Source organism: Rathayibacter sp. AY1F6 (assembly GCF_002932035.1).
Classification (GTDB): Bacteria; Actinomycetota; Actinomycetes; order Actinomycetales; family Microbacteriaceae; genus Rathayibacter.
Genome location: NZ_PSVD01000010.1, coordinates 95,809 through 117,183, shown reverse-complemented (window position 1 = coordinate 117,183; position 21,375 = coordinate 95,809). Strand labels below are relative to the sequence as shown.

The window sequence follows — 21,375 nt, the reverse complement described above, 5'->3', positions numbered from 1 at the left end:
CCGTGCCGCCCTCGGCTCCGGAGGTCGGGCGGTCGCCTTCCTCGACGAGGGAACCGCCCGCGTCTACCCCGCGGCTCCCGCCGACACCCCCCCCCGCATCACCGCCACCCCCGTCCGCCCCACCCGAGAGGAGGCGACCGCATGTACGAAGGCATCGTCCAGGAGCTGATCGACGAGCTCGGCCGGCTCCCCGGCATCGGCCCGAAGTCCGCCCAGCGCATCGCGTTCCACATCCTGCAGACCGAGACGTTCGACGTCACCCGGCTCGCCGAGATCCTGCTCGAGCTGCGCGGCCGTGTGCACTTCTGCGACATCTGCGGGAACGTGGCGGAGGAGGCGACCTGCGGGATCTGCCGCGATCCGCGCCGCAGCCGCGCCGTCATCTGCGTCGTGGAGGAGGCGAAGGACGTCCCGGCGATCGAGCGCACCCGCGAGTTCCGTGGGCTCTACCACGTGCTCGGCGGCGCGATCAGCCCGATCGACGGCATCGGCCCGGATCAGCTCCGCATCCGCCAGCTGCTGCAGCGGCTCGCGGACGGCGAGGTGCAGGAGGTCATCATCGCGACCGACCCGAACCTCGAGGGCGAGGCGACGGCGACCTACCTCTCGCGCATGCTCAGCACCCTCGGCATCCGCATCACCCGCCTGGCCTCCGGGCTGCCCGTCGGCGGAGACCTCGAGTACGCCGACGAGATCACCCTCGGCCGCGCCTTCGAGGGCCGCCGGCTCGTCGAGAACTGACGCGGCCGCCGGAGTCGCATGACCGCTCCGGCATGCGGTCGACCGGTAGACTCGCCCGTCGGGTCGCGACGGCGGTCCAGCCACCGACACGGGAGCAGCACGTGAGCCTGATCGTCCAGAAGTTCGGCGGGTCCTCCGTCGCCGACGCGGAGAGCATCAAGCGGGTCGCGAAGCGGATCGTCGCCACCAAGCAGGCGGGCAACGACGTGGTCGTCGCCGTCTCGGCCATGGGCGACACCACCGACGACCTGCTCGAGCTCGCCCACCAGGTCACTCCCATCCCCGCCCCCCGCGAGCTCGACATGCTGCTCTCCTCGGGCGAGCGCATCTCGATGGCGCTGCTGGCGATGGCGATCAAGAGCATGGGCTTCGAGGCCCGCTCCTTCACCGGCAGCCAGGCCGGCATGATCACGGACGCGCAGCACGGCGCCGCCCGCATCGTCGACATCACCCCGGTCCGCCTCCGCGAGGCGCTCGACGAGAACGCCGTCGTCATCGTCGCGGGCTTCCAGGGCTTCAACCGCGACACGAAGGACATCACCACCCTCGGCCGCGGCGGCTCCGACACCACCGCCGTCGCGCTCGCCGCGGGACTCGGCGCCGACACCTGCGAGATCTACACCGACGTCGACGGCGTCTTCACCGCCGACCCGCGGGTCGTCAAGAAGGCCCGCAAGCTCGACCGCATCACCAGCGAGGAGATGCTCGAGCTGGCCGCCGCGGGAGCGAAGGTGCTGCACATCCGCGCCGTCGAGTTCGCCCGCCGCCACGGAGTCACGCTCCACGTGCGCTCCTCCTTCAGCCCCAACGAGGGCACCATCGTCTACAACGCCGAGACCGCCGGCGCCGAGCAGAACGGACAAGCCGTGGAAGAGCCCATCATCGCCGGAGTCGCCGCCGACCTGAACGAGGCGAAGATCACCGTCGTCGGAGTCCCCGACATCCCGGGCAAGGCCGCGCAGATCTTCACGATCGTGGCCAAGACCGGCTCCAACATCGACATGATCGTGCAGAACGTGTCGGCTGCGGCCACCGCCCGCACCGACATCTCGTTCACCCTGCCCAAGGCCGACGGCCAGACGGTCCTCATGGCTCTCAACGCCGAGAAGGACGAGGTCGGCTTCGAGTCCCTGCAGTACGACGATCAGATCGCCAAGCTCGCGCTCGTGGGCGCCGGGATGCGCACCAACGCCGGCGTCTCCGCGAAGCTGTTCCGCTCCCTCTACGAGGCCGGGATCAACATCGAGATGATCTCCACGAGCGAGATCCGCATCTCGGTCGTCACCCGCGCCGACACCGTGAACGAGGCTCTGCGCGTCGTGCACACCGCCTTCGGGCTCGACGCCGAGGACGAGGCCGTCGTCTACGCCGGCACCGGCCGCTGACGGCCGGACACCCTCGCGATCCGGCCGTTCCTCCCGAGCGGCCGGACCGACCGGTACCCTCTCCCTCGATCCCCCCGCCACGAGCGGCCCGCGCGCCGCACGGACGAAAGAGCACAGCATGAGCAGCACCCCCCTCCACGTGGGCGTCGTCGGCGCGACCGGCCAGGTCGGGAAGGTGATGCGCCGCCTCCTCGAGGAGCGCGACTTCCCGATCGCGTCCATCCGCTTCTTCGCCACCGCCCGCTCGGCGGGCACGACGCTGCCGTTCCGCGGCGAGGACGTCGTGGTCGAGGACGTGGAGACCGCCGATCCGTCGGGGCTCGACATCGCCCTGTTCTCGGCCGGAGCCACGGGCTCGCGCGCGCAGGCGCCCCGCTTCGCCGCGGCCGGCGTCACCGTGATCGACAACTCCAGCGCCTGGCGGATGGACCCCGAGGTCCCGCTGGTCGTCAGCGAGGTGAACCCCCACGCCATCGACCAGGCGGTCAAGGGCATCATCGCCAACCCCAACTGCACCACGATGGCCGCGATGCCGATCCTCAAGGTCCTCGACCGCGAGGCGGGGCTCACGCGCCTGATCGTCAGCACCTACCAGGCCGTGTCCGGCAGCGGACTGGCCGGAGCGAACGAGCTGGCCGGCCAGGTCCGCGCCGCCGTCGCCGACGAGCACCTGCTCGACCTGGTGCACGACGGCTCGGTGGTCGACTTCCCCGCGCCGGACAAGTACGTCGCCCCGATCGCCTTCGACGTCATCCCCTTCGCGGGGAGCCTGGTCGAGGACGGCTCGAACGAGACAGACGAGGAGAAGAAGCTCCGCAACGAGAGCCGCCGCATCCTCGAGCTCCCGGAGCTGCTGGTCTCGGGCACCTGCGTGCGCGTCCCCGTGTTCACCGGCCACTCGCTCTCCGTCAACGCAGAATTCGCCTCCGCCCTCAGCCCCGAGCGTGCTCGCGAGCTGCTGGCCGACGCGCCCGGCGTCGTGCTGCGCGAGGTGCCGACTCCGCTGGAGGCCGCGGGCAAGGACCCGAGCTTCGTCGGCCGCATCCGCGCCGACGAGGGCGCCCCGGAGGGACGCGGCCTCGCGCTCTTCATCAGCAACGACAACCTCCGCAAGGGCGCGGCCCTGAACGCCGTGCAGATCGCCGAGCTCATCGCGGCGAAGCAGCCCGTCTCCTGACCGGCGTGGACGGGGCCGGCGCCGAGCGCTCCGGCCCCCTCCGGGTGGAAAAGCCGCGAATTTGATGGGGGAGCGGGTCCCCTCCCGGCCGCGGCGTCCGCGGGCGAGCGTAAACTCGACTCTCGTGAACTCCTCGGAACCGGTCGACGTCGCCCTCATCGGTGGGGGCATCATGAGCGCCACGCTCGGCGCACTCATCACCCAGCTGCAGCCCGACTGGACGATCGCCGCCTATGAGCGCCTCGGCGACGTGGCGCAGGAGTCGTCGAACCCGTGGAACAACGCGGGCACCGGTCACGCGGCCCTCTGCGAGCTGAACTACATGCCCGAGGCGGCCGACGGCTCCGTCGACCCGGCCAAGGCGATCCAGATCAACGAGCAGTTCCAGATCTCGCGCCAGTTCTGGTCGAGCCTGGTGGAGTCCGGCGACATCCGCGAGCCCTCCAGCTTCATCAACCCGGCGCCGCACATGACCTTCGTGCACGGCGAGGCCAACGTCGAGTACCTCCGGAAGCGCTACGAGGCGCTCAAGGACCAGCCGCTGTTCGCCGGCATCGAGTTCACCGAGAGCGTCAAGACCATCCACGAGTGGGCGCCCCTGCTGATGGAGCAGCGTCCCGCCGGCGGCGGCCCCTACGCGGCGACGCGCATGCCGGCCGGCACCGACGTCGACTTCGGCTCGCTGACCCACCAGCTGTTCGACCACGTCGTCGCCCACGGCGGCACGCTCGACACCGGCCGCGAGGTCACCGACATCACCCGGCAGAAGGACGGCACCTGGCGCCTCGACCTCAAGCAGGTCGTCGGAGGCACGCCCCAGTCGGTGACCGCCCGCTTCGTCTTCGTCGGCGCCGGCGGCGGTGCGTTGCACCTCCTGCAGAAGTCGGGCATCCCCGAGATCAAGGGCTTCGGAGGCTTCCCGATCTCGGGGCAGTTCCTCCGCACCGACAACCCCGAGCTGGTCGCCCGGCACAAGGCGAAGGTCTACGGCAAGGCCGCCGTCGGCGCGCCCCCGATGTCGGTGCCGCACCTCGATGCGCGCGTCGTCGACGGCGAGTCGTCCCTCCTCTTCGGCCCCTACGCGGGCTTCACGCCCAAGTTCCTGAAGCGGGGCTCGTGGCTCGACCTGCCCCTGTCGATCCGGCCGCACAACATCGGCCCGATGCTCGCGGTCGCCCGCGACAACCTCGACCTGATGAAGTACCTGATCGGCGAGGTGCTCGCCGGCCGTGGCAAGAAGATGAAGGCCCTGCGCGAGTTCCTGCCCACCGCCCGCGACGAGGACTGGTACCTGATCACCGCCGGCCAGCGCGTCCAGGTGATGAAGAAGGACGAGAAGAAGGGCGGCGTGCTGCAGTTCGGCACCGAGGTCATCACCGGAGGGGACGGCACGATCGCCGGCCTGCTCGGCGCCTCGCCCGGAGCCTCGACCGCCGTGCCGATCATGCTCGACATCGTGCAGAAGTGCTTCCCCGACCGGATGAAGGCCTGGGAGCCGCGGATCCGCGCGCTGGTGCCGAGCTACGGCTCGACCCTCAACGACGCGCCCGAGAAGGCCGAGCAGACGGTCACCGCGACCGCCGAGACGCTGGAGCTGTCCGCCTCGGTCTGATCGGCTGCGATCCGTTCGAACGTATGTTCTAATGGCTCCATGAGGTGGAGCGGGCAGTCGATCGGCACGGCCGACGAGGCCGCCCTGCCCGGCCTCGTCAAGCTCACCGACCTGGTGCGGACGGTGCGCACGCCGGAGTTCGAGGGCGTCACCTTCTACGAGGTGCTCGCGAAGTCGGCGCTCAACCGCGTGCACACCTCCTCGAAGATGCCGTTCGGCTGGAGCATCAACCCGATGCGCGGCTGCACCCACGCCTGCACCTACTGCTTCGCCCGGCCCACGCACGAGTACCTCGAGTTCGACGGCGGCCGCGACTTCGACTCGCAGATCGTCGTGAAGGTGAACGTCGCCGAGGTCCTCACCCGGGAGCTCGCCAAGCCGAGCTGGGAGCGGCACCCCGTGGCACTCGGCACCAACACCGATCCGTACCAGCGCGCCGAGGGCCGCTACCGGCTGATGCCGGGCATCATCGCCGCGCTCGCCGCCTCGGGCACCCCGATCTCGATCCTCACGAAGGGCTCGCTGCTGCGGCGAGACCTGCCGCTGCTCCGCGAGGCCGCAGAGCACGTCCCGGTCGACCTCGGAGTCTCGATCGCCGTCTACGACGAGGGCCTCCAGCGCTCCGTCGAGCCGGGTGCGCCGACCGCGGCGGCCAGGCTGGCGACGGTCACCGCGGCACGGGAGGCCGGCTTCGACTGCTCGGTGTTCCTGATGCCGATCCTGCCGTTCCTCACCGACACACGGGCGCACCTCGACGAGTCGCTCCGGGCCTGCCGCGAGGCGGGCGCCAGCACGATCATGTACTCGACCCTCTACCTCAAGCCCGGGGTGAAGGAGTGGTTCCTGCAGTGGCTCGGGCAGGAGCACCCCGAGCTGGTCGACAAGTACCGAGCGCTCTACCCGGGCCGCGACGCCTACGCGCGTCTCGAGTACCGGCGCTGGCTCTCCGCGCGCATCCGCCCGCTGATGCGCGCGCACGGGCTCGAGCGCGGCGAAGAGGACCCGGCCACCGGCTCCGTCAAGTCCTCCGCCCTGAATTCGCTCGGGACGCTGCGGGCCCTCGGCGGCGAGCGGCGCTCCCTCCAGCACGACGGGCTGCTGGTCGGGGAGCTCGGGCCGGAGCGCGCCGCGATCCTGCCCGGCGTCGGACAGCCGACGCTGTTCTGAGCCGGGGGCGGGCCCGGCCGCGGCTAGGATCGTCCGCATGGTCACCCGCTCCGGTGAGCCCTCGGGCTCCTCCGCCCGGAGCGCCCGCGACGCGGCACCCCGTGCGGTCCGGCTCGGCCTGCTCGACCCGCGCGAGGACCTGCTCGCGGCGACGAGCGCGTGGATCCGCACCCACGCCCCGGACTTCGAGGTCGTCGTGGCCGCCTCCACCTGGCACGACCTGGTGACGAGCGATGTCTTCCCCACCCAGGTGGTCGTGATGGACGTCGAGCTGCGCGAGCCGATCTCGATCGAGGCGCGGATCCGGACCTGCCGGGCGGCGGGAGCCGCGGTCGTGGCGCTCTCCGCGAGCGAGGACGACGAGGTCCGCGAGCGCGCCCTGAAGGCCGGAGCCGTGCGGCACCTGGCGAAGTCGCGCCCGCTCGCCGAGGTGATGGAGCAGACCCGCGCCGCTCTCGAGATGCGCTCGGCCGACGTCTCGTCCGCGCAGTGGCGGCCCCTGCCGTCCGGGGTCGCGGCGCAGCAGCGCCCGCGGCTCAGCGCCGGCGAGTTGGAGGCGCTGCGCCTCTACGCGTCCGGATCGAGCACCCCCGAGGTCGCCGCCAAGATGAACGTGCAGTTCGAGACCGCGAAGACCTACCTGCAGCGCGTGCGCCGCAAGTACGTCGCCGTCGGCAGGCCCGCGAGCCGCCGGGCCGATCTGATCCGCCGCGCCGGCGAGGACGGGTTCCTCCCGTGACCGACCCCTGCTCACCCCGGGGGCCCCGCCTCCGGACCCGCCCCGAGGAGACCTGATGGCCAAGCTGTACTTCCGCTACGGAGCGATGAACAGCGGGAAGAGCACGTCGCTCCTGCAGGCCGCGCACAACTACGAGGAGCGCGGGCACCGGGTGCTGCTGGCCAAGCCGGCCGTCGACACGAAGGGCGAGGAGCTGATCGTGTCGCGGCTCGGCGTGACCCGTCCGGTGGACATCCTGTTCGAGCCCGACGGGGACCCGGTGGCCGTCTTCACCGCCGCCCGGGCCCGCGTGCTGGCCGAGTCGAAGCGCGACGTGAGTGCTCTGCTCGTCGACGAGGCGCAGTTCCTGCCGGAGTCGCACGTCGACGATCTGCTCCGGATCGCCATCCTCGAGAACGTGCCCGTCCTGGCGTACGGCATCCGCACGGACTTCCGCACCGCCGCGTTCCCGGGAAGCAGGCGGCTCCTGGAGATCGCCCACAGCCTCGAGGAGCTGAAGACGATCTGCCGGTGCGGGCGCAAAGCGATCTTCAACGGGCGCGTCGTGGACGGCCGCTTCGTGTTCGACGGCGATCAGGTCGCGATCGACGGAACGGCGGTCACCTACGAGTCGCTGTGCGGCGCGTGCTACCTCCAGGAGAGCCTCGGCCGGCTCCGCGGCTGACCGGTCGAGCGTTCCTCACCGGCGCGACACCCCTCCGAAACGAGGAAGTGGGTAGCCTGACGACGTGACAACACCGGAAACGGAATTACGCCTTTCGAAGCAGCAGGAAAGGTCGGGGGAAACGATGACGGCGCAAGGGGCACCGCTGAGGCGTCGGCCGTCGTGGGAGCAGGACTACCGGCGACGGCTGCTCATCACGGACGTCGTCGCGATCGTCCTCTCCGTCTTCGGCACGCAGCTCTTCTGGTTCGACCTGAACCTGAACTCGGACCTGGGGTTCAAGAACCCCGCCGACATCGCGGTCAGCTACACCTGGGTGTCCGTCGCCCTGTCGGTCGGCTGGCTCCTCGCCCTCCAGGTCTTCGACACGCGCGACCGCCGGATCGTCGGCACCGGCTACGTCGAGTACCGCCGCGTCGTCGACGCCTCCATCTGGCTCTTCGGCATCGTCGCGATCATCGCCTACCTGCTCCAGATCCTGCTCGCGCGCGGCTACATCATCACGGCGTTCCCCGCCGGGATCGTGCTGATCTGCGTCGGCCGCCTGGTCTGGCGCTCCTGGCTCACCCGGCAGCGCCGGGCGGGCCGCTTCTCGAGCCAGGTCGTGCTCCTCGGCTCCCGCGCGAGCGTCCTGCACACCGCGCGCGAGCTGCGTCGCGGCACCGAGGCCGGCTACAAGCTCGTCGGCGCCGTCTCGACCTCGGTCGGCGGTGCGGACGCGCTGCGGAGCGAGCAGGAGCTCTCGGGCCTCGCGGTCCACGGGTTCACCGGGATCGACGGCGTCCGCGCCGTGATGGACGCCACCGGTGCCGACACGGTGGTCGTCACGAGCTCCGACGAGCTGGCGCCGCAGCGGATCCGCGAGCTGAGCTGGACGCTCGAGCCCGGGCGCGAGCACCTCGTCGTGGCGCCGAGCCTCACCGACATCGGCGGTCCGCGCATCCACACCCGCCCCGTCGCGGGCCTTCCGCTGATCCACGTCGAGACCCCGCGCTTCGACGGCCGCCAGCGGTTCGCCAAGCGCCTCTTCGACATCCTGGCGTCGACCATGCTGATCATCCTCAGCGCGCCGGTGCTCGTCGTAGTCGCCGTGCTGGTCAAGGTCACCAGCCCCGGGCCCGTGCTCTTCCGGCAGGAGCGCATCGGCCTGAACGGCGCGACCTTCGAGATGCTGAAGTTCCGCTCGATGGTCGTCGACGCGGAGGCGCGACTGGCGGCTCTCGCGTCGCAGCAGCGTGCGGAGGGGAACTCGATCCTCTTCAAGATGGCGAAGGACCCCCGCGTCACCCGGGTGGGTGCGATCCTCCGGCGCTTCAGCCTCGACGAGCTGCCCCAGTTCCTGAACGTCTTCCGCGGCGACATGTCCCTGATCGGCCCTCGCCCGCCGCTGGCCCGCGAGGTCGAGCAGTACGAGGAGCACGTGCACCGCCGCTTCCTGATGAAGCCGGGCATCACCGGGCTCTGGCAGGTCAGCGGACGCTCGAACCTCTCGTGGGAGGACACCGTCCGCCTCGACCTGTACTACGTCGAGAACTGGTCGATGACCGGCGACATCGTCATCCTCTTCAAGACCGCGCGCGCCGTCCTCGCCCGCGACGGGGCGTACTGATCGCCGGGGGGAGGGGCGCCGAGCCCCGCACCCTGTCCGTCTCGGTCCTCGAGACCCCGTTCCGCGTGGTCTTCGGACGCGGCGTCGGCGACGAGGACGTGGCGCGGATCGCCGACAGCTGGGCCGCCTGCGCGTCCGAGCCCGACGCGGGAGCACGCGACGTCCTCGCCGAGGTGGGGCACGATCCCTCCGTCCCGGTCGACGGCTCGCCCCGGGTCTCGAGCGCCACGCTCGCGCAGCTCGAGGAGTCCCTGACCTCGACCCTGACCCTCGAGGCGATCGGCGCCCGGCGCGCCGACCTGCTGATGCTCCACGCCTGCGGGATCTCCGACGAGTCCGGCCGCGTGCTGGCCTTCGTCGCCGCCTCCGGGACCGGCAAGACCACCATCGCCCGGACGCTCGGGTCCCGCTTCGGCTACGTCACCGACGAGACGGTCGGCGTGACCCCGGAGGGGCGCGTCCTGCCCTATCCCAAGCCGCTGTCGGTGAAGCCGCTGACCGGATCGGCGCCGAAGGCGCAGCTGGCCCCCGGGTCGCTCGCCCTCCGACCGGTCCCGGAGGCGCCCCTGCGTCTGGCGGGCGTCCTCCTGCTCGAGCGCCGCGACGGCGTCGGGACGCCCTTCCTCGAGCACGTCGACCCGGTCGACGCGATCGAGGACCTGGTGCCGCAGACCTCCTACCTCTCGGCCCGCCCGCGGCCGATCGCCGATCTCGTCCGCACCCTCTCGGCGCTGGGCGGCGTCCGGCGACTGGTCTACTCCGAGGCCGCGAGCGTGGTGCACCTGGTCGAGGAGGTCTTCGCGTCCCTCGGCGCCGAGGCCCCGTCCGCCTGGTCCGACGTGGTCTCCGTGCAGCTCGACCCTGTGGGCGAGGCCCTGCCCGGCACCGTCCTGCGCACCCCTGCGGACGACGCGGTGGAGCTCGCCGACGGCCAGCTGCTCGTGTTCTGCGGCGGCACCCTCGTGCGCCTGTCCGGCATCGGCCCGACGATCTGGCGCCACGCCGGCCGGGGCTCCGATCTGCCCGGTCTCGTCGCCGCGGTGCTCGAGGAGGCGGGCCCGCCGCCCGCCGGCGTCGATGCGGAGGCGGTCGTCGAGTCGGCGGTCGTCGAGCTCGAGGGCCTCGGAGTGATCAGGAGAGGGACTCCGCCGGAGCCCACCCCCGACGGGTGGCACGGTTGACGCGCCTGGCGCCGAGGGCGCGGAAGCGCTGTGTCAGAATTCGGAAGAACCCGTCGCCGGCGCCCGCCGCGTGATCCGTACCAGCGAAGGAAATCTGACTCTGTGGAACTTCGAGACGTCCTCCGGCTGCTGCGCGACCACTGGATCCCGATCGTCGCGGCGATCCTCCTCGGCACTCTCGTCGCCTTCGGCTGGTCGCTGACGCAGAAGCCGCGGTACGTCGCCGACTCGCAGGGCCTGGTCTCCGTCGCCACCACCGGTGCCGACGACAGCCAGGCGATCTACACGCAGCAGATCGCGCAGTCCGTCGCCAAGTCGAGCCTCGCCACGTACGTCCCGATCGCCACCTCGCGCGACGTGGCGCAGATCGCGATCGACAGCCTCGGCCTCGACGTCTCGCCCGCCACGCTGATCTCGGCGATCACGGTGCAGGCCGACACGGTCGCCCCGGTGATGAAGGTCAGCGCCACCGCCTCCACCCCCGAGGGCGCGCAGAAGCTCGCCGACGCCTGGGTCGCGGCCATCGCCACCAAGGTGCAGCAGGTCAACCAGGAGACGGGCGTCGGCGACACGGTCTCCCTCACCGTTCTGCAGGCCGCGGCGCTCCCGTCCTCGCCGGCGTTCCCGAACCTGCGCCTCGTCCTCGCGGTCGGCGCGCTCGCGGGCCTCGTCCTCGGTCTCGTCTACGCGTTCGTCCGCAACACGTTGGACCGGCGCATCCGCACCGCCGAGATGGTCGAGCGCCTGTTCGACCTCCCCGTGGTCGGCACCCTCCCCGTCGACAAGCGCCTCAGCGAGACCAACCGCATCGTCCCCGAGGCCGACACGACCGACTACATCAAGGCCGACGGCAAGCACGCACTCGCCGAGGCGCTGCGCGAGCTCCGCACGAACCTGCAGTTCATGAACATCGACAGCCCGCCGCGCATCATCGTCGTGACGAGCCCGCTGCCCTCGGACGGCAAGTCGACGGTGACCGCGAACCTCGCGGTGACGCTCGCCGCCTCCGGCCAGCGGACCGTCGTCGTCGATGGCGACCTCCGCAAGCCCACCGTCGCCAAGTCGTTCGGCCTCGTTCCCGGCGTCGGCCTGACCGACCTGCTGATCGGCAAGGCGGAACTGCAGGACGTCCTGCAGCCGTGGGGCCCGTCCGGCAACCTCTGGGTGCTCGGAGCCGGGTCGATCCCGCCGAACCCGTCCGAGCTGCTCGGCTCCAACGGCATGGACATCCTCCTGCACGAGATCGCTCGCGAGGCCATCGTGATCGTCGATGCGCCGCCGCTCCTGCCCGTCACGGACGGCGCCATCCTCACCGCCCGCACCGACGGCGCGCTCGTGGTCATCTCCGCGGGTAGGACGACGACCGACGAGCTGGGCAAGGCGATCCAGAACATCGAGCGGGTCAGCGGCCACACCCTCGGCGTGATCCTCAACCGCGTGCCCGCGCGCGGCCAGGTCGGCCGGGGCTACGGCTACTACTACACGAGCTACTACGGCTCCGAGCGATCGGGTGCCCGCCCGGACACGGCCGTCGAGCCCGAGCCCGCGTCGACCTCGGCCTGAGCGCCCCGCGATGATCTTCCCGGGAGACGACTCCGCCCGCCCCGCCCGCCGGAGCTGGCGACCGGACGAACCGGTCGCCGCCTCCGCCGCCCCCGTCTTCACCGTGCTCTCGGTCTGCACCGGCAACATCTGCCGGTCGCCGATGGCGGAGCAGCTGCTGCGCGCCGCACTCGCCGACGCGACATCACCCGCGGGAGGTCCGCTCTTAGCGTTCACGAGCGCCGGAGTGAGGACGCGCGACGGACTGCCGATGGACCCGGTCTCGGCCCGCTTCTCGGCTCAGCACGGGGGAGACCCGGCCGCGCACACGAGCGCGGTGCTCGGCGACGCGATCGTCGGCGACGCCGACCTCCTGCTCACGATGACGCGCGACCACCTGGTCGACGCCTCCCGGCGCTTCCCGTCGCTCCTCCTCCGCGGCTTCACGCTGCTCGAGTTCGCCCGCGTGCTGCCGTTCGTGCTGCGGGAGGTGCCGCTGCCGACGGTCGAGGACCCCGCCGCGCGGCTCCGCGCCGTCGTGCGGCTCGCCGCCGCCCACCGCGGGCGCGCCCCGCGGGGCGAGGGCGGCGACGACATCGAGGACCCGATCGGCCGCAGCGAGGCCGTGCACGAGCGCGTGGCGGCGCAGATCGCGGCGGCTGTCGCCGACGTCTCCCGCGATCTGAGAGCATTGGCGCGGCGGTAGTCGCGCGTCCGCGGGCGCGCTGACGCCTCGCCGCATCGCATCGCTCCTCCTCACCGTCGCGACCGCGACACGAACCCGCCACGATTCGGAGAACCCCTGTGAAGCTTTCTGTCATCGGCTGCGGCTACCTCGGTGCCGTCCACGCTGCCGCCATGGCCGAGCTCGGCCACGACGTCATCGGTATCGACGTCGACCAGAAGAAGATCGACGCCCTGGCCGCCGGCACCGCGCCGTTCTTCGAGCCCGGCCTCCCGGAGCTGCTGTCCTCCGGCGTCGCCTCCGGGCGCCTGCGCTTCTCGACCGACATGGCCGACGCCGCCGGTGCGGCCGTGCACTTCGTCGCCGTCGGCACCCCGCAGAAGCCGGGCGAGAACGCCGCGGACATGACCTACGTCGACTCGGCGATCGACGGTCTCCTGCCCTACCTCGAGGCGGACTCCCTCGTCGTCGGCAAGTCGACCGTCCCCGTCGGCACCGCCGCCCGCCTGGCCGACCGCATCGCCTCCTCCGGTGCGACCCTCGCCTGGAACCCCGAGTTCCTCCGCGAGGGCTTCGCCGTCAAGGACACGATCAGCCCCGACCGGCTCGTCTACGGCGTGCCCGCGGGCGAGGCCGGAGCAGCGGCGAAGGCGACCCTCGACGAGGTCTACGCGACGGCGCTCGCGGCCGAGACCCCGCTCGTGGTCACCGACTACGCCACCGCCGAGCTGGTGAAGGTCTCGGCCAACGCCTTCCTCGCGACCAAGATCTCGTTCATCAACGCGATCGCCGAGATCGCGGAGGTCACCGGCGCGGACGTCACGCAGCTCGCCGACGCCATCGGCTACGACGTGCGGATCGGCCGCCGCTTCCTGAACGCGGGCATCGGCTTCGGAGGCGGCTGCCTCCCGAAGGACATCCGCGCCTTCTCGGCCCGCGCCGACGAGCTCGGCGTCGGCGAGTCCGTCGCCTTCCTCAAAGAGGTCGACGCGATCAACCTGCGTCGCCGTCAGCGCGTCGTCGACCTCGTCACCGAGGGCCTGGGCGGCTCCGTCGAGGGCCGCCGCATCGCGGTGCTCGGTCTGGCGTTCAAGCCGGAGTCGGACGACATCCGCGACTCGCCGTCGCTCGACGTCGCCGCTCGCCTGCACGACCTCGGTGCGACCGTGGTCGCGACCGACCCCGAGGCGATCGAGAACTCGCGCCGCCGCTACCCCGAGATCACCTACACGACCGACGTCGACGAGGCGCTGGCCGGTGCCGACGCCGTGGTCGTCGTGACGGAGTGGAAGCAGTTCCGCGCCCTCGACCCCGCGGCCACGGCGGCGAAGGTGGCCAACACCTTCCTCGTCGACGGTCGCAACTGCCTCGACCCCGCCGCCTGGCGTGCGGCCGGCTGGGAGTACCGCGGCCTCGGCCGCTGACGCGGCGGAGCCGTCGTCTCAGCGGACGCGGCTCGGCTGGTCCGCCACGACGCCGGAGGTGCCGCGGAGGGGGATGTGCGCGAAGGCGTCGTCCCACTCCGCCGCCCTCCGGCGCCGTCGTGCGCGGACGACCATCCGGAGCAGGACGCCGGCGACCGCGCCGAGGAGGGCGCCGGAGGTGTTCATCACGACGTCGTCGACGGTGGCGAAGCGCGCCGAGAGGAAGAGCAGCTGGCCCGCCTCGATGAGCGAGCTCACGACGGCGCCGACGGCGACGGCGACCCACGCCCTCCGGAGCCGCAGGTTGAGGGCCAGGAGCAGCCCCAGGGGCACGAACAGGGCGATGTTGGCAGTCGACTCGATGAACGCGTAGTCGACCATCGGGAGGCCGTGCCGGGCGAACCAGGAGGTCACCCGGCCGAGATCCCCCCGCACTCCCGCATCGACGGGCGTCGGCCAGAAGGCGATCGCTGCGAGCGCGACCACGTAGGGCACGCCGATGGCGAGGGTGAGGCGGGTGAGCGACCGGGTCACGGTGCTCCTCTCGTCGGTCGTCGGGCGGGGGCGGCGACGACGGCGGAAGAACAGTCTCGCTCCCGGCTGCTGGGATCGGGCCGGGAGGCGCGGGGGAGTGGGCCGAAGGCACGGCCGTGCGCAGGACGCTCGGGACGCCGACAGGGGTGCTCGAGCCGGAGAGCGCGGGGCGGTGATCGCGCCGGCTCCGTCGTCGACCAGGCTCCGGCCCGGGCGAGCATCCGCCTGCGGGCGAGCCCCGCCACAGCAGAATTCCGAGAACGCCCCGGGAACGACGAAGCCCGGCCGGATCATCGATCCTGGCCGGGCTTCTCACCGGTCGGGGTAGCGGGATTCGAACCCACGACCTCCTCGTCCCGAACGAGGCGCGCTACCAAGCTGCGCCACACCCCGGTGTGCTCATCACGGAGAACCGCTCACGAGCCTCGACAATAGTAGCCGATTTCCGGACCGCCGTCGGACACCCCTCGTCAGGCCGCCGGAGTGAGCGTGACGAGGGTCACCTCGGGCCGGCAGGCGAAGCGCACCGGTGCGTAGATCGAGGTGCCGACTCCGGCGGACACGTTGAGGTACGAGCTGCGCAGTCCGTTGTCCCACGTCGTCGAGCCGGCGACCTTGTCGCGCGGGATGTCGCAATTGGTGACGAGGGCGCCGAAGCCCGGGACGCAGACCTGCCCGCCGTGCGTGTGCCCGGCGAGGATCACCTCGGCGCCGCGGGCGACGAAGTCGTCGAGGATGCGCTGGTAGGGCGCGTGCGCCACGCCGATGCTGACCCCGGCCGGTCCGTCCTCCGCGCCGCGCAGCTCGTCCACGGCTCCGGCGACGAGGTCGATGCGGTCGAGGCCGATGTGCGGGTCGTCGACGCCGAAGAACTCGATGCGCGTCCCCTTCACCGTGATGCTCTCGGCGCGGTTGTTGAGGTCCACCCAGCCGAGCCCGTCCGAGAAGAAGCCGGTCAGCCCGTCGGTGTCGAGATCGGCCTCGTGCTGCTTGGGGTTCTTGGAGGGGCCGACGAAGTAGCGGAGCGGGTTCTTGATCCGAGGGCCGAAGTAGTCGTTGGATCCGTTGACGAAGGCGCCGGGGATCCCGGCGAAGGGCTCCAGGGCCCGGCGGATGCCGAGCACGCCGTCGCGGTGGCCGAGGTTGTCGCCGGTGTCGACCACGACGTCGGGCGCCAGGGCGAGGAGCGAGCGGATCCACTCCTGCTTCTTCGTCTGCCACGGGGCCATGTGCAGGTCAGACACGTGCAGGACGCGGATCGGCTCGGAACCCGCGGGCAGCACCGGGAACGACGTGCGCCGGACGGTGAACAGCGTCCGCTCGACGCCGATGCCCCAGGCCGCGGCGACGGCTCCGGCCGCGGCGACGGTCGCGAGGGCGGTGGTCAGGGGGCGACGGGTGCGTCCGGTCATGGGTCCTTCTCTCGCACGTCGGCCGCGAGCGCGGCCGCGTTCATTCTGCCGGACGCTCCCTCGGGAGCAGCCGGGGGTGCCGGGGCTCAGCCCGCGCGGGGCGGGGCGCCCGGTCCGGCACTGATCTTCAGGGTGATCTCCGCGCCCCGGGAGACGCGCGACCCGGCGGGCGGGTTCGTCTGCGCGACCGTCCCTGCCGGGCGGTCGGAGGGGACCGGAGAAGTGTCGACGCGGACCGTGAAGCCGACGGAGCGCAGGCGTGCGGCCGCCGCAGAGGGGCTCTGGCCGGTGACCTGGGGCACGGCCTCCTGCGGAGCGTCGACGAGCGAGCGGACGGGAGCCGGGAACGCCGTCCCGCCGTACCTCGCGTCGGCGACGCGCATGATGCGCGGCCAGATCTGGTGGCGCACCTGACCGGCGTTCACCCGGTTGAGACTGAACCCGCGCATGGAGGTGAAGCCGGTCACGTTGCCGACCCAGGTGGCGGTGGCGACCTCGGTGCTCGCGCCGACCATCCACGTGTGCAGCGCGTCGTCCGTGGTGCCGGTCTTGCCGATGTGCGGCACCCCGGTGCGGGGGTTGGAGGGGGCTCCGGTGCCGCCCGTCACCACCTGCTGCAGGGCGTAGCCGGCGGTCGCGGCCACCTCCTCGGACATCCCCTGGCTGCACTCGGAGGAGGGCGGCGCGACGTCCGCGCCCGTGCGGTCGACGATCCGGTCGATCGCGATGGGCGTGCAGACGGTGCCCTTGTTCGCGAAGCCGGCGAAGGCCGTGGCCATCGTGAGCGGAGCGATCTCGTTGGTGCCGAGGATGGTCGGCGCGAGCTTCTGCAGCTCGGTCCCGTCGGCACGGTGCACGCCCATCGCCAGCGCCGTGTTGCGGATGCCGCAGAGGTCCAGCTGCTGGGCCATGGCGGCGAACGAGGTGTTGATCGAGCCGGTCGTGGCCTGCAGGGCCGTGGTCACTCCTCCGTTGCCGCCCTCGTCGTTCCCGGGGTTCCAGGACTCGCCGTAGTAGACGCCGTCGGGCTCACAGCTGTCACGGAAGGTCGTGTAGGCGCGGCGGGTGCCGTCGACGCTCTCGCCGAGCGAGTGCCCCTCCTGCAGCCACTCCGCGAGGGTGAACACCTTGTAGGTCGAGCCGACCTGGAATCCCGAGGAGCCGCCGTACCCGAAGTCGGTGTTGTAGTTGACGCTCGTGTAGTTGGGGCCCGTCAGGTCCGGATCGTTGGAGTAGTCCTTGTTCTGGGTCATCGCGAGGATGCGGCCGGTGCCGACCTCGACCGAGACGCTCGCGCTGCCGATGTTCACGTTCGCCATCGACTTGGGCACCCAGTCGTCGGTGGCCGAGACGGCGGCCTGCTGCAGGTCGGAGTCGAGGGTCGTGTAGATCCGGTAGCCGCCGCGCTTGAACGTGGCGTCGCGCTCGTCCTGACTCGCACCGAACGCGTCGTCGTTCTTGATGACCCAGGTGACGTAGTCGCAGAAGAAGGCCGCGACTCCGGCCGTCTGGCAGCCGGTGCTCGGCTCGGTGATGTCCGGCGTCACGGGCTCGGCGACGGCCGCCTGCGCCTGCTCGGACGTCACCTTCGACTCGAGGTCCATGCGGGTGACGATGTAGTCGCGCCGGTCCCGGGTCTGCGGGTAGCCCTCCGCGGCGGGGTTCGCCGGGTCGCCGGGCCGGTCGAAGCGGAACTTCTCGGGGTTGTTCACGATCGCGACGAGCGCGGCGGACTGCGCGAGCGAGAGGTCCTTCGCGCTCACTCCGAAGTAGTAGCGGGCAGCCGCCTCGACGCCGTAGACGGTGCCGCCGAACAGGGCGATGTTGAGGTAGCCCAGCAGGATGTCGTTCTTCGGATACTCCTTCTCGAGCCCGATGGCGAGCCGCATCTCCGCGACCTTGCGCTCCGGAGTGGTCTCCGTGGCCTCGCGGTAGGCCGCGTCGCGCTCGATCGGATCGCTGAGCGCCTCCGCCTTCTGCACGAGCACGTTCTTGACGTACTGCTGCGTGATGGAGGAGCCGCCCTGGACGTCCCCGCCCATGGCCGTCGTCGCGGCCGCGCGGACGGTGCCGAGCAGATCGATGCCGCCGTGCTCGTAGAAGCGGGGGTCCTCGGAGGCGACCACGGCGTCCTTCACGAACGGCGAGATCTCGTCCCAGCCCACCTCGACGCGGTTCTGGGCGTAGAAGGAGGCGAGCAGCACGTCGCCGCCGGAGGAGTCCTTCGCGTACACGTCGCTCTTCTCCGCGAGCGTGCCGATCTCGAGGTACTCGGGGAGGTTGTCGAACATCTCCACCGTGTTGCCGGCGGCCATGCCGCTCAGCGCGATCGCCGGCGTCACCGAGGCGGCCACCAGGACTCCCGCGACGACGCTCATGGCGACGATGCCGATCAGACCGCCGACGGCGCCCCCTATGGTCTTCACGACTCTGGTCCCGCCCTGCCCCGACATAGAATCAGCGTAGTCGCCGCGCTCGGACGAGCCGCGGCGCTCATCCCGCCGACGCGCGGCGCTCAGCAGTCGTCCCGCACCGGCCGCACCCGAGGAGAGCCATGTCCGTCCCGCGCTGGGAGTACATCACCACCCCGCTGATGATCCACAACACCACGGCGATCCTGAACACCTGGGGATCCGAGGGCTGGGAGCTGGTCCAGATCGTGACCGGTCCCGAGGGCGGCCTCGTCGCGTACCTCAAGCGCCCCGTCGCCGAGGCCGGCGCGTGATCGCCGAGCGCCTCGCGGAGCTCGGCGTCGAGCTGCCCGCCGTGGCGGTCCCCGCCGGCGCCTACGTCCCCGCCGTCGTGCACGGCGGCCTCGTCTACACGGCCGGGCAGATCCCCTTCGTCGACGGCGCTCTGCCGCTGGTCGGCAAGGTCGGCGACGAGGTGTCGCCCGAGCAGGCGAAGGACCTGGCCCGCACCTGCGCCCTCAACGCGCTCGCGGCCGTCGCCGACGCGATCGGATCGCTCGACCGGGTGACGCGGATCGTGAAGCTCACCGGCTTCGTCGCGTCCGCCTCCGGCTTCACCGGGCAGCCCGGCGTGATCAACGGCGCCTCGGAGCTGCTCGGCGACGTGTTCGGCGAGCCCGGCCGTCACGCGCGCTCGGCCGTCGGGGTGGCGGAGCTGCCCCTCGGCGCTCCCATCGAGGTCGAGCTGATCGTCGCCTTCGACTGACGCACCGCCCCCTCCTGCCCACGCGGCGGGAGGGGGCGGCGCCCGGTCAGTCCGCGGCGATCGCGGAGGAGATCACCGCCATCACCTGCGTGTCCGCGAGCGTCGTCGTGTCGCCCACGGCGCGTCCCTCCGCCACGTCGCGCAGCAGCCGGCGCATGATCTTCCCCGAGCGGGTCTTGGGCAGCTCCTGCACCACGAAGATCCGCTTCGGGCGGGCGATCGCGCCGATGTGCTCGGCGACGTGCGCCTTCAGGGTGGCCTCGAGCTCGTCGTGCCCGTGGGCCAGCGCCTCGGCCTGACTCGCCTTCGCGATCACGAACGCGACCACGGCCTGGCCGGTGGTCTCGTCCGCGGCTCCCACGACGGCCGCCTCGGCGACGACCGGGTGCGAGACGAGGGCCGACTCGATCTCGGCGGTCGAGAGGCGGTGGCCGGAGACGTTCATCACGTCGTCCACGCGCCCCAGGAGCCAGAGGTCGCCGTCCTGGTCGCGACGCGCTCCGTCGCCCGCGAAGTAGCGGTCGCCGAACTTCGACCAGTAGGTCTCGACGTACCGCTCCGGGTCGCCCCAGATGCCGCGCAGCATCGCCGGCCAGGGCTCGGTGATCACGAGCAGTCCGCCCTCGTCGGCGCCGACCGGCGTCCCGGCGTCGTCGACCACGTCGATCGAGATCCCCGGCAGAGCGACCTGCGCGGACCCGGGCTTGAGAGTCGTCACCCCGGGCAGGGGGGACACCATCATCGCGCCGGTCTCGGTCTGCCACCACGTGTCGACGATGGGGGTGCGGCCGCCGCCGATGACGTCGCGGTACCAGACCCACGCCTCCGGGTTGATCGGCTCGCCGACCGATCCGAGCAGGCGCAGGCTCGAGAGGTCGAAGCGCTGCGGGATCTGCCGGCCGAGCTTCATGAAGGAGCGGATCGCCGTGGGCGCCGCGTAGAGGATCGTCACGCCGTGCTTCTCGACGATCTCCCACCAGCGGCCGGGATGCGGGCTGTCCGGAGTGCCCTCGTACATCACCTGGGTGGCGCCGTTGGCGAGCGGGCCGTAGACGACGTAGCTGTGCCCGGTGATCCAGCCCACGTCCGCGGTCGACCAGTAGACGTCCGACTCGGGGTGCAGGTCGAAGACCGCGCGGTGCGTGAAGGCGACCTGGGTGAGGTACCCGCCGCTGGTGTGCAGGATGCCCTTGGGCTTCCCGGTCGTGCCGCTCGTGTAGAGGATGAAGAGGGGCTGCTCGGCGGGGAACGGCTTCGCGACGTGGTCGGCGTCGACCGCCACGATCTCCTCGTGCCACCAGAGGTCGCGCCCCTCGTGCCAGGCGACCTCGTTGCCTCCGCGGCGCACGACCAGGACGTGCTGGACGCTGGACTCGCCGCCGAGGGCGAGCGCGGCGTCGACCGCCGGCTTCAGAGGCGAGACGGCGCCCTTGCGCCAGCCGCCGTCGGCGGTGATGACGAGTGTCGCCTCCGCGTCGTCGATGCGCGCGCGCAGGCTCTCGGCGCTGAAGCCGCCGAAGACGACGGAGTGGACCGCCCCCAGCCGGGCGACGGCGAGCATCGCGATGACCGCCTCCGGGATCATGGGCAGGTAGATCGCCACGCGGTCGCCGGCGCGGACGCCGAGGCTCGTGAGCAGGTTCGCGGCGCGCTTCACCTCGGCGGTGAGCTCGGCGTAGGTGATCGAGCGGGAGTCGCCGGGCTCGCCCTCCCAGTGCAGGGCGACGCGGTCGCCGTGGCCGGCCAGGACGTGGCGGTCGAGGCAGTTGTAGGCCACGTTCAGCTCACCGTCGTCGAACCACTTCGCGAACGGGGGCTCGCTCCAGTCGAGGGTGCGCGTGAACGGCCGGTGCCAGTGCAGGAGCTCTCGGCTCCGGTCGGCCCAGAAGGCGAGGCGGTCGGCCGCGGCCTCGTCGTAGAGCGCGGCGGTCGCGACCGCTCCGGCGGCGAGATCGGCCGGCGGCGGGAACCGGCGGGTCTCGTGGAGGAGGTTGTCGATGGCGTTCCGGTCGGCGGCCGGGGCGTCGGGGGGAGTGGACATCTGCGATTCGCTCCTTCGCGAGTGAGACGTTCGCCGGCCCGCGCGGTCGGCGTCGCACCACCGTAGCGCCCGCCTCCAGCGCGGATCGCCGAGCGCCGCAAGCTGGGTGCGGGGCGGGTGTCGGATAAGAGTCCGCAGAGAACAGGATCCGGGCTTGGCGAATCGCGATCCGTCCCCTACAGTTGCATACGGCCGAATGAACTTCGGCCCAGCGGCGCAAGTGATTCCCCCCAATCCAGCGCCGCCGAGGCGGCACCTGTTCCCCCCAATGGGTGCCGCCCCCTT

General features: G+C 71.7%; 18 protein-coding genes and 1 tRNA gene. 14 read left to right on the top strand and 5 right to left on the bottom strand.

Annotated elements, in window-relative coordinates:
• The first annotated feature begins 141 nt into the window (after window positions 1–141).
• The 12 genes from recR to C5C44_RS10410 all read left to right on the top strand — a co-directional run bounded on the left by recR (window position 142) and on the right by C5C44_RS10410 (window position 13,926).
• Window positions 142–741: a recombination mediator RecR gene (recR, locus tag C5C44_RS10465; protein ID WP_104222157.1), complete on the top strand. Its 600-nt coding sequence runs from the start codon at window positions 142–144 to the stop codon at window positions 739–741.
• A gap of 101 nt (window positions 742–842) precedes the next feature.
• The gene (locus C5C44_RS10460) at window positions 843–2,126 is read left to right on the top strand and encodes an aspartate kinase (protein WP_104222160.1); all 1,284 of its coding nucleotides are present in this window, start codon (window positions 843–845) and stop codon (window positions 2,124–2,126) included.
• Window positions 2,127–2,244: 118 nt separating this feature from the next.
• Entirely contained in the window at window positions 2,245–3,303 is a 1,059-nt protein-coding gene (locus C5C44_RS10455; protein ID WP_104335811.1) for an aspartate-semialdehyde dehydrogenase, read from the top strand.
• Window positions 3,304–3,367: 64 nt separating this feature from the next.
• Window positions 3,368–4,915, top strand: coding sequence for a malate:quinone oxidoreductase (locus C5C44_RS10450; RefSeq protein WP_104260362.1), 1,548 nt, complete (start codon window positions 3,368–3,370; stop codon window positions 4,913–4,915).
• Between the two features lie 39 nt (window positions 4,916–4,954).
• Window positions 4,955–6,082: an Rv2578c family radical SAM protein gene (locus C5C44_RS10445; protein ID WP_104335810.1), complete on the top strand. Its 1,128-nt coding sequence runs from the start codon at window positions 4,955–4,957 to the stop codon at window positions 6,080–6,082.
• Window positions 6,083–6,119: 37 nt separating this feature from the next.
• Entirely contained in the window at window positions 6,120–6,821 is a 702-nt protein-coding gene (locus C5C44_RS10440; RefSeq protein WP_104237728.1) for a LuxR C-terminal-related transcriptional regulator, read from the top strand.
• 55 nt (window positions 6,822–6,876) lie between these two features.
• Window positions 6,877–7,485 carry a thymidine kinase gene (locus tag C5C44_RS10435; RefSeq protein WP_104335809.1) on the top strand — a complete coding sequence of 203 codons (609 nt, stop codon included), beginning with the start codon at window positions 6,877–6,879 and terminating at the stop codon, window positions 7,483–7,485.
• A 124-nt stretch (window positions 7,486–7,609) separates the two neighbouring features.
• Entirely contained in the window at window positions 7,610–9,094 is a 1,485-nt protein-coding gene (locus C5C44_RS10430; RefSeq protein ID WP_104222171.1) for a sugar transferase, read from the top strand.
• Between the two features lie 65 nt (window positions 9,095–9,159).
• Window positions 9,160–10,275 (top strand): hypothetical protein, encoded by a 1,116-nt coding sequence (locus tag C5C44_RS10425; protein ID WP_104335808.1) that lies wholly within the window; start codon window positions 9,160–9,162, stop codon window positions 10,273–10,275.
• Window positions 10,276–10,377: 102 nt separating this feature from the next.
• Window positions 10,378–11,838 (top strand): polysaccharide biosynthesis tyrosine autokinase, encoded by a 1,461-nt coding sequence (locus tag C5C44_RS10420; protein WP_181027156.1) that lies wholly within the window; start codon window positions 10,378–10,380, stop codon window positions 11,836–11,838.
• 10 nt (window positions 11,839–11,848) lie between these two features.
• The gene (locus C5C44_RS10415) at window positions 11,849–12,523 is read left to right on the top strand and encodes a hypothetical protein (protein ID WP_104335807.1); all 675 of its coding nucleotides are present in this window, start codon (window positions 11,849–11,851) and stop codon (window positions 12,521–12,523) included.
• A 98-nt stretch (window positions 12,524–12,621) separates the two neighbouring features.
• Complete coding sequence (locus tag C5C44_RS10410; protein ID WP_104222179.1) at window positions 12,622–13,926, top strand: UDP-glucose/GDP-mannose dehydrogenase family protein; 1,305 nt, start codon at window positions 12,622–12,624, stop codon at window positions 13,924–13,926.
• Between the two features lie 18 nt (window positions 13,927–13,944).
• On the opposite strand, the gene C5C44_RS17345 is transcribed toward C5C44_RS10410, so the two are convergent.
• The 4 genes from C5C44_RS17345 to C5C44_RS10390 form a co-directional block, all read right to left on the bottom strand.
• Window positions 13,945–14,460 (bottom strand): VanZ family protein, encoded by a 516-nt coding sequence (locus tag C5C44_RS17345; RefSeq protein WP_244229599.1) that lies wholly within the window; start codon window positions 14,458–14,460, stop codon window positions 13,945–13,947.
• 319 nt (window positions 14,461–14,779) lie between these two features.
• Window positions 14,780–14,853: transfer RNA gene (locus C5C44_RS10400), tRNA-Pro, on the bottom strand.
• A 77-nt stretch (window positions 14,854–14,930) separates the two neighbouring features.
• Window positions 14,931–15,872, bottom strand: coding sequence for a metallophosphoesterase (locus tag C5C44_RS10395; RefSeq protein ID WP_104222183.1), 942 nt, complete (start codon window positions 15,870–15,872; stop codon window positions 14,931–14,933).
• Between the two features lie 86 nt (window positions 15,873–15,958).
• A complete protein-coding gene (locus C5C44_RS10390; protein WP_181132791.1) occupies window positions 15,959–18,298 on the bottom strand; it encodes a transglycosylase domain-containing protein in 2,340 nt (779 codons plus the stop codon).
• 128 nt (window positions 18,299–18,426) lie between these two features.
• On the opposite strand from C5C44_RS10390, the gene C5C44_RS17035 reads away from it, so the two are divergent.
• Both C5C44_RS17035 and C5C44_RS10385 read left to right on the top strand, forming a co-directional pair.
• On the top strand, window positions 18,427–18,597 hold the full coding sequence (locus C5C44_RS17035; RefSeq protein ID WP_164861113.1) for a hypothetical protein: 171 nt from the start codon (window positions 18,427–18,429) through the stop codon (window positions 18,595–18,597).
• Window positions 18,594–19,049 (top strand): RidA family protein, encoded by a 456-nt coding sequence (locus tag C5C44_RS10385; protein WP_219827846.1) that lies wholly within the window; start codon window positions 18,594–18,596, stop codon window positions 19,047–19,049. The genes C5C44_RS17035 and C5C44_RS10385 overlap by 4 nt, the downstream gene beginning before the upstream one ends.
• A 46-nt stretch (window positions 19,050–19,095) precedes the next feature.
• Here the strand turns inward: C5C44_RS10385 and acs are convergent, their stop codons facing one another.
• Window positions 19,096–21,090: an acetate--CoA ligase gene (gene acs, locus C5C44_RS10380; RefSeq protein WP_104222187.1), complete on the bottom strand. Its 1,995-nt coding sequence runs from the start codon at window positions 21,088–21,090 to the stop codon at window positions 19,096–19,098.
• Window positions 21,091–21,375: the final 285 nt, after the last annotated feature.

Bases quoted from the DNA above. Each gene is read 5' to 3' on its own strand.
- C5C44_RS10435 (WP_104335809.1), top strand. From the start codon at position 6,877: ATGGCCAAGCTGTACTTCCGCTACGGAGCGATGAACAGCGGGAAGAGC.
- C5C44_RS10430 (WP_104222171.1), top strand. From the start codon at position 7,610: ATGACGGCGCAAGGGGCACCGCTGAGGCGTCGGCCGTCGTGGGAGCAG.
- C5C44_RS10415 (WP_104335807.1), top strand. From the start codon at position 11,849: ATGATCTTCCCGGGAGACGACTCCGCCCGCCCCGCCCGCCGGAGCTGG.
- C5C44_RS10455 (WP_104335811.1), top strand. From the start codon at position 2,245: ATGAGCAGCACCCCCCTCCACGTGGGCGTCGTCGGCGCGACCGGCCAG.
- C5C44_RS10450 (WP_104260362.1), top strand. From the start codon at position 3,368: ATGGGGGAGCGGGTCCCCTCCCGGCCGCGGCGTCCGCGGGCGAGCGTA.
- C5C44_RS10445 (WP_104335810.1), top strand. From the start codon at position 4,955: ATGAGGTGGAGCGGGCAGTCGATCGGCACGGCCGACGAGGCCGCCCTG.
- C5C44_RS17035 (WP_164861113.1), top strand. From the start codon at position 18,427: ATGTCCGTCCCGCGCTGGGAGTACATCACCACCCCGCTGATGATCCAC.
- recR (WP_104222157.1), top strand. From the start codon at position 142: ATGTACGAAGGCATCGTCCAGGAGCTGATCGACGAGCTCGGCCGGCTC.
- C5C44_RS10440 (WP_104237728.1), top strand. From the start codon at position 6,120: ATGGTCACCCGCTCCGGTGAGCCCTCGGGCTCCTCCGCCCGGAGCGCC.
- C5C44_RS10395 (WP_104222183.1), bottom strand. From the start codon at position 15,872: ATGACCGGACGCACCCGTCGCCCCCTGACCACCGCCCTCGCGACCGTC.
- acs (WP_104222187.1), bottom strand. From the start codon at position 21,090: ATGTCCACTCCCCCCGACGCCCCGGCCGCCGACCGGAACGCCATCGAC.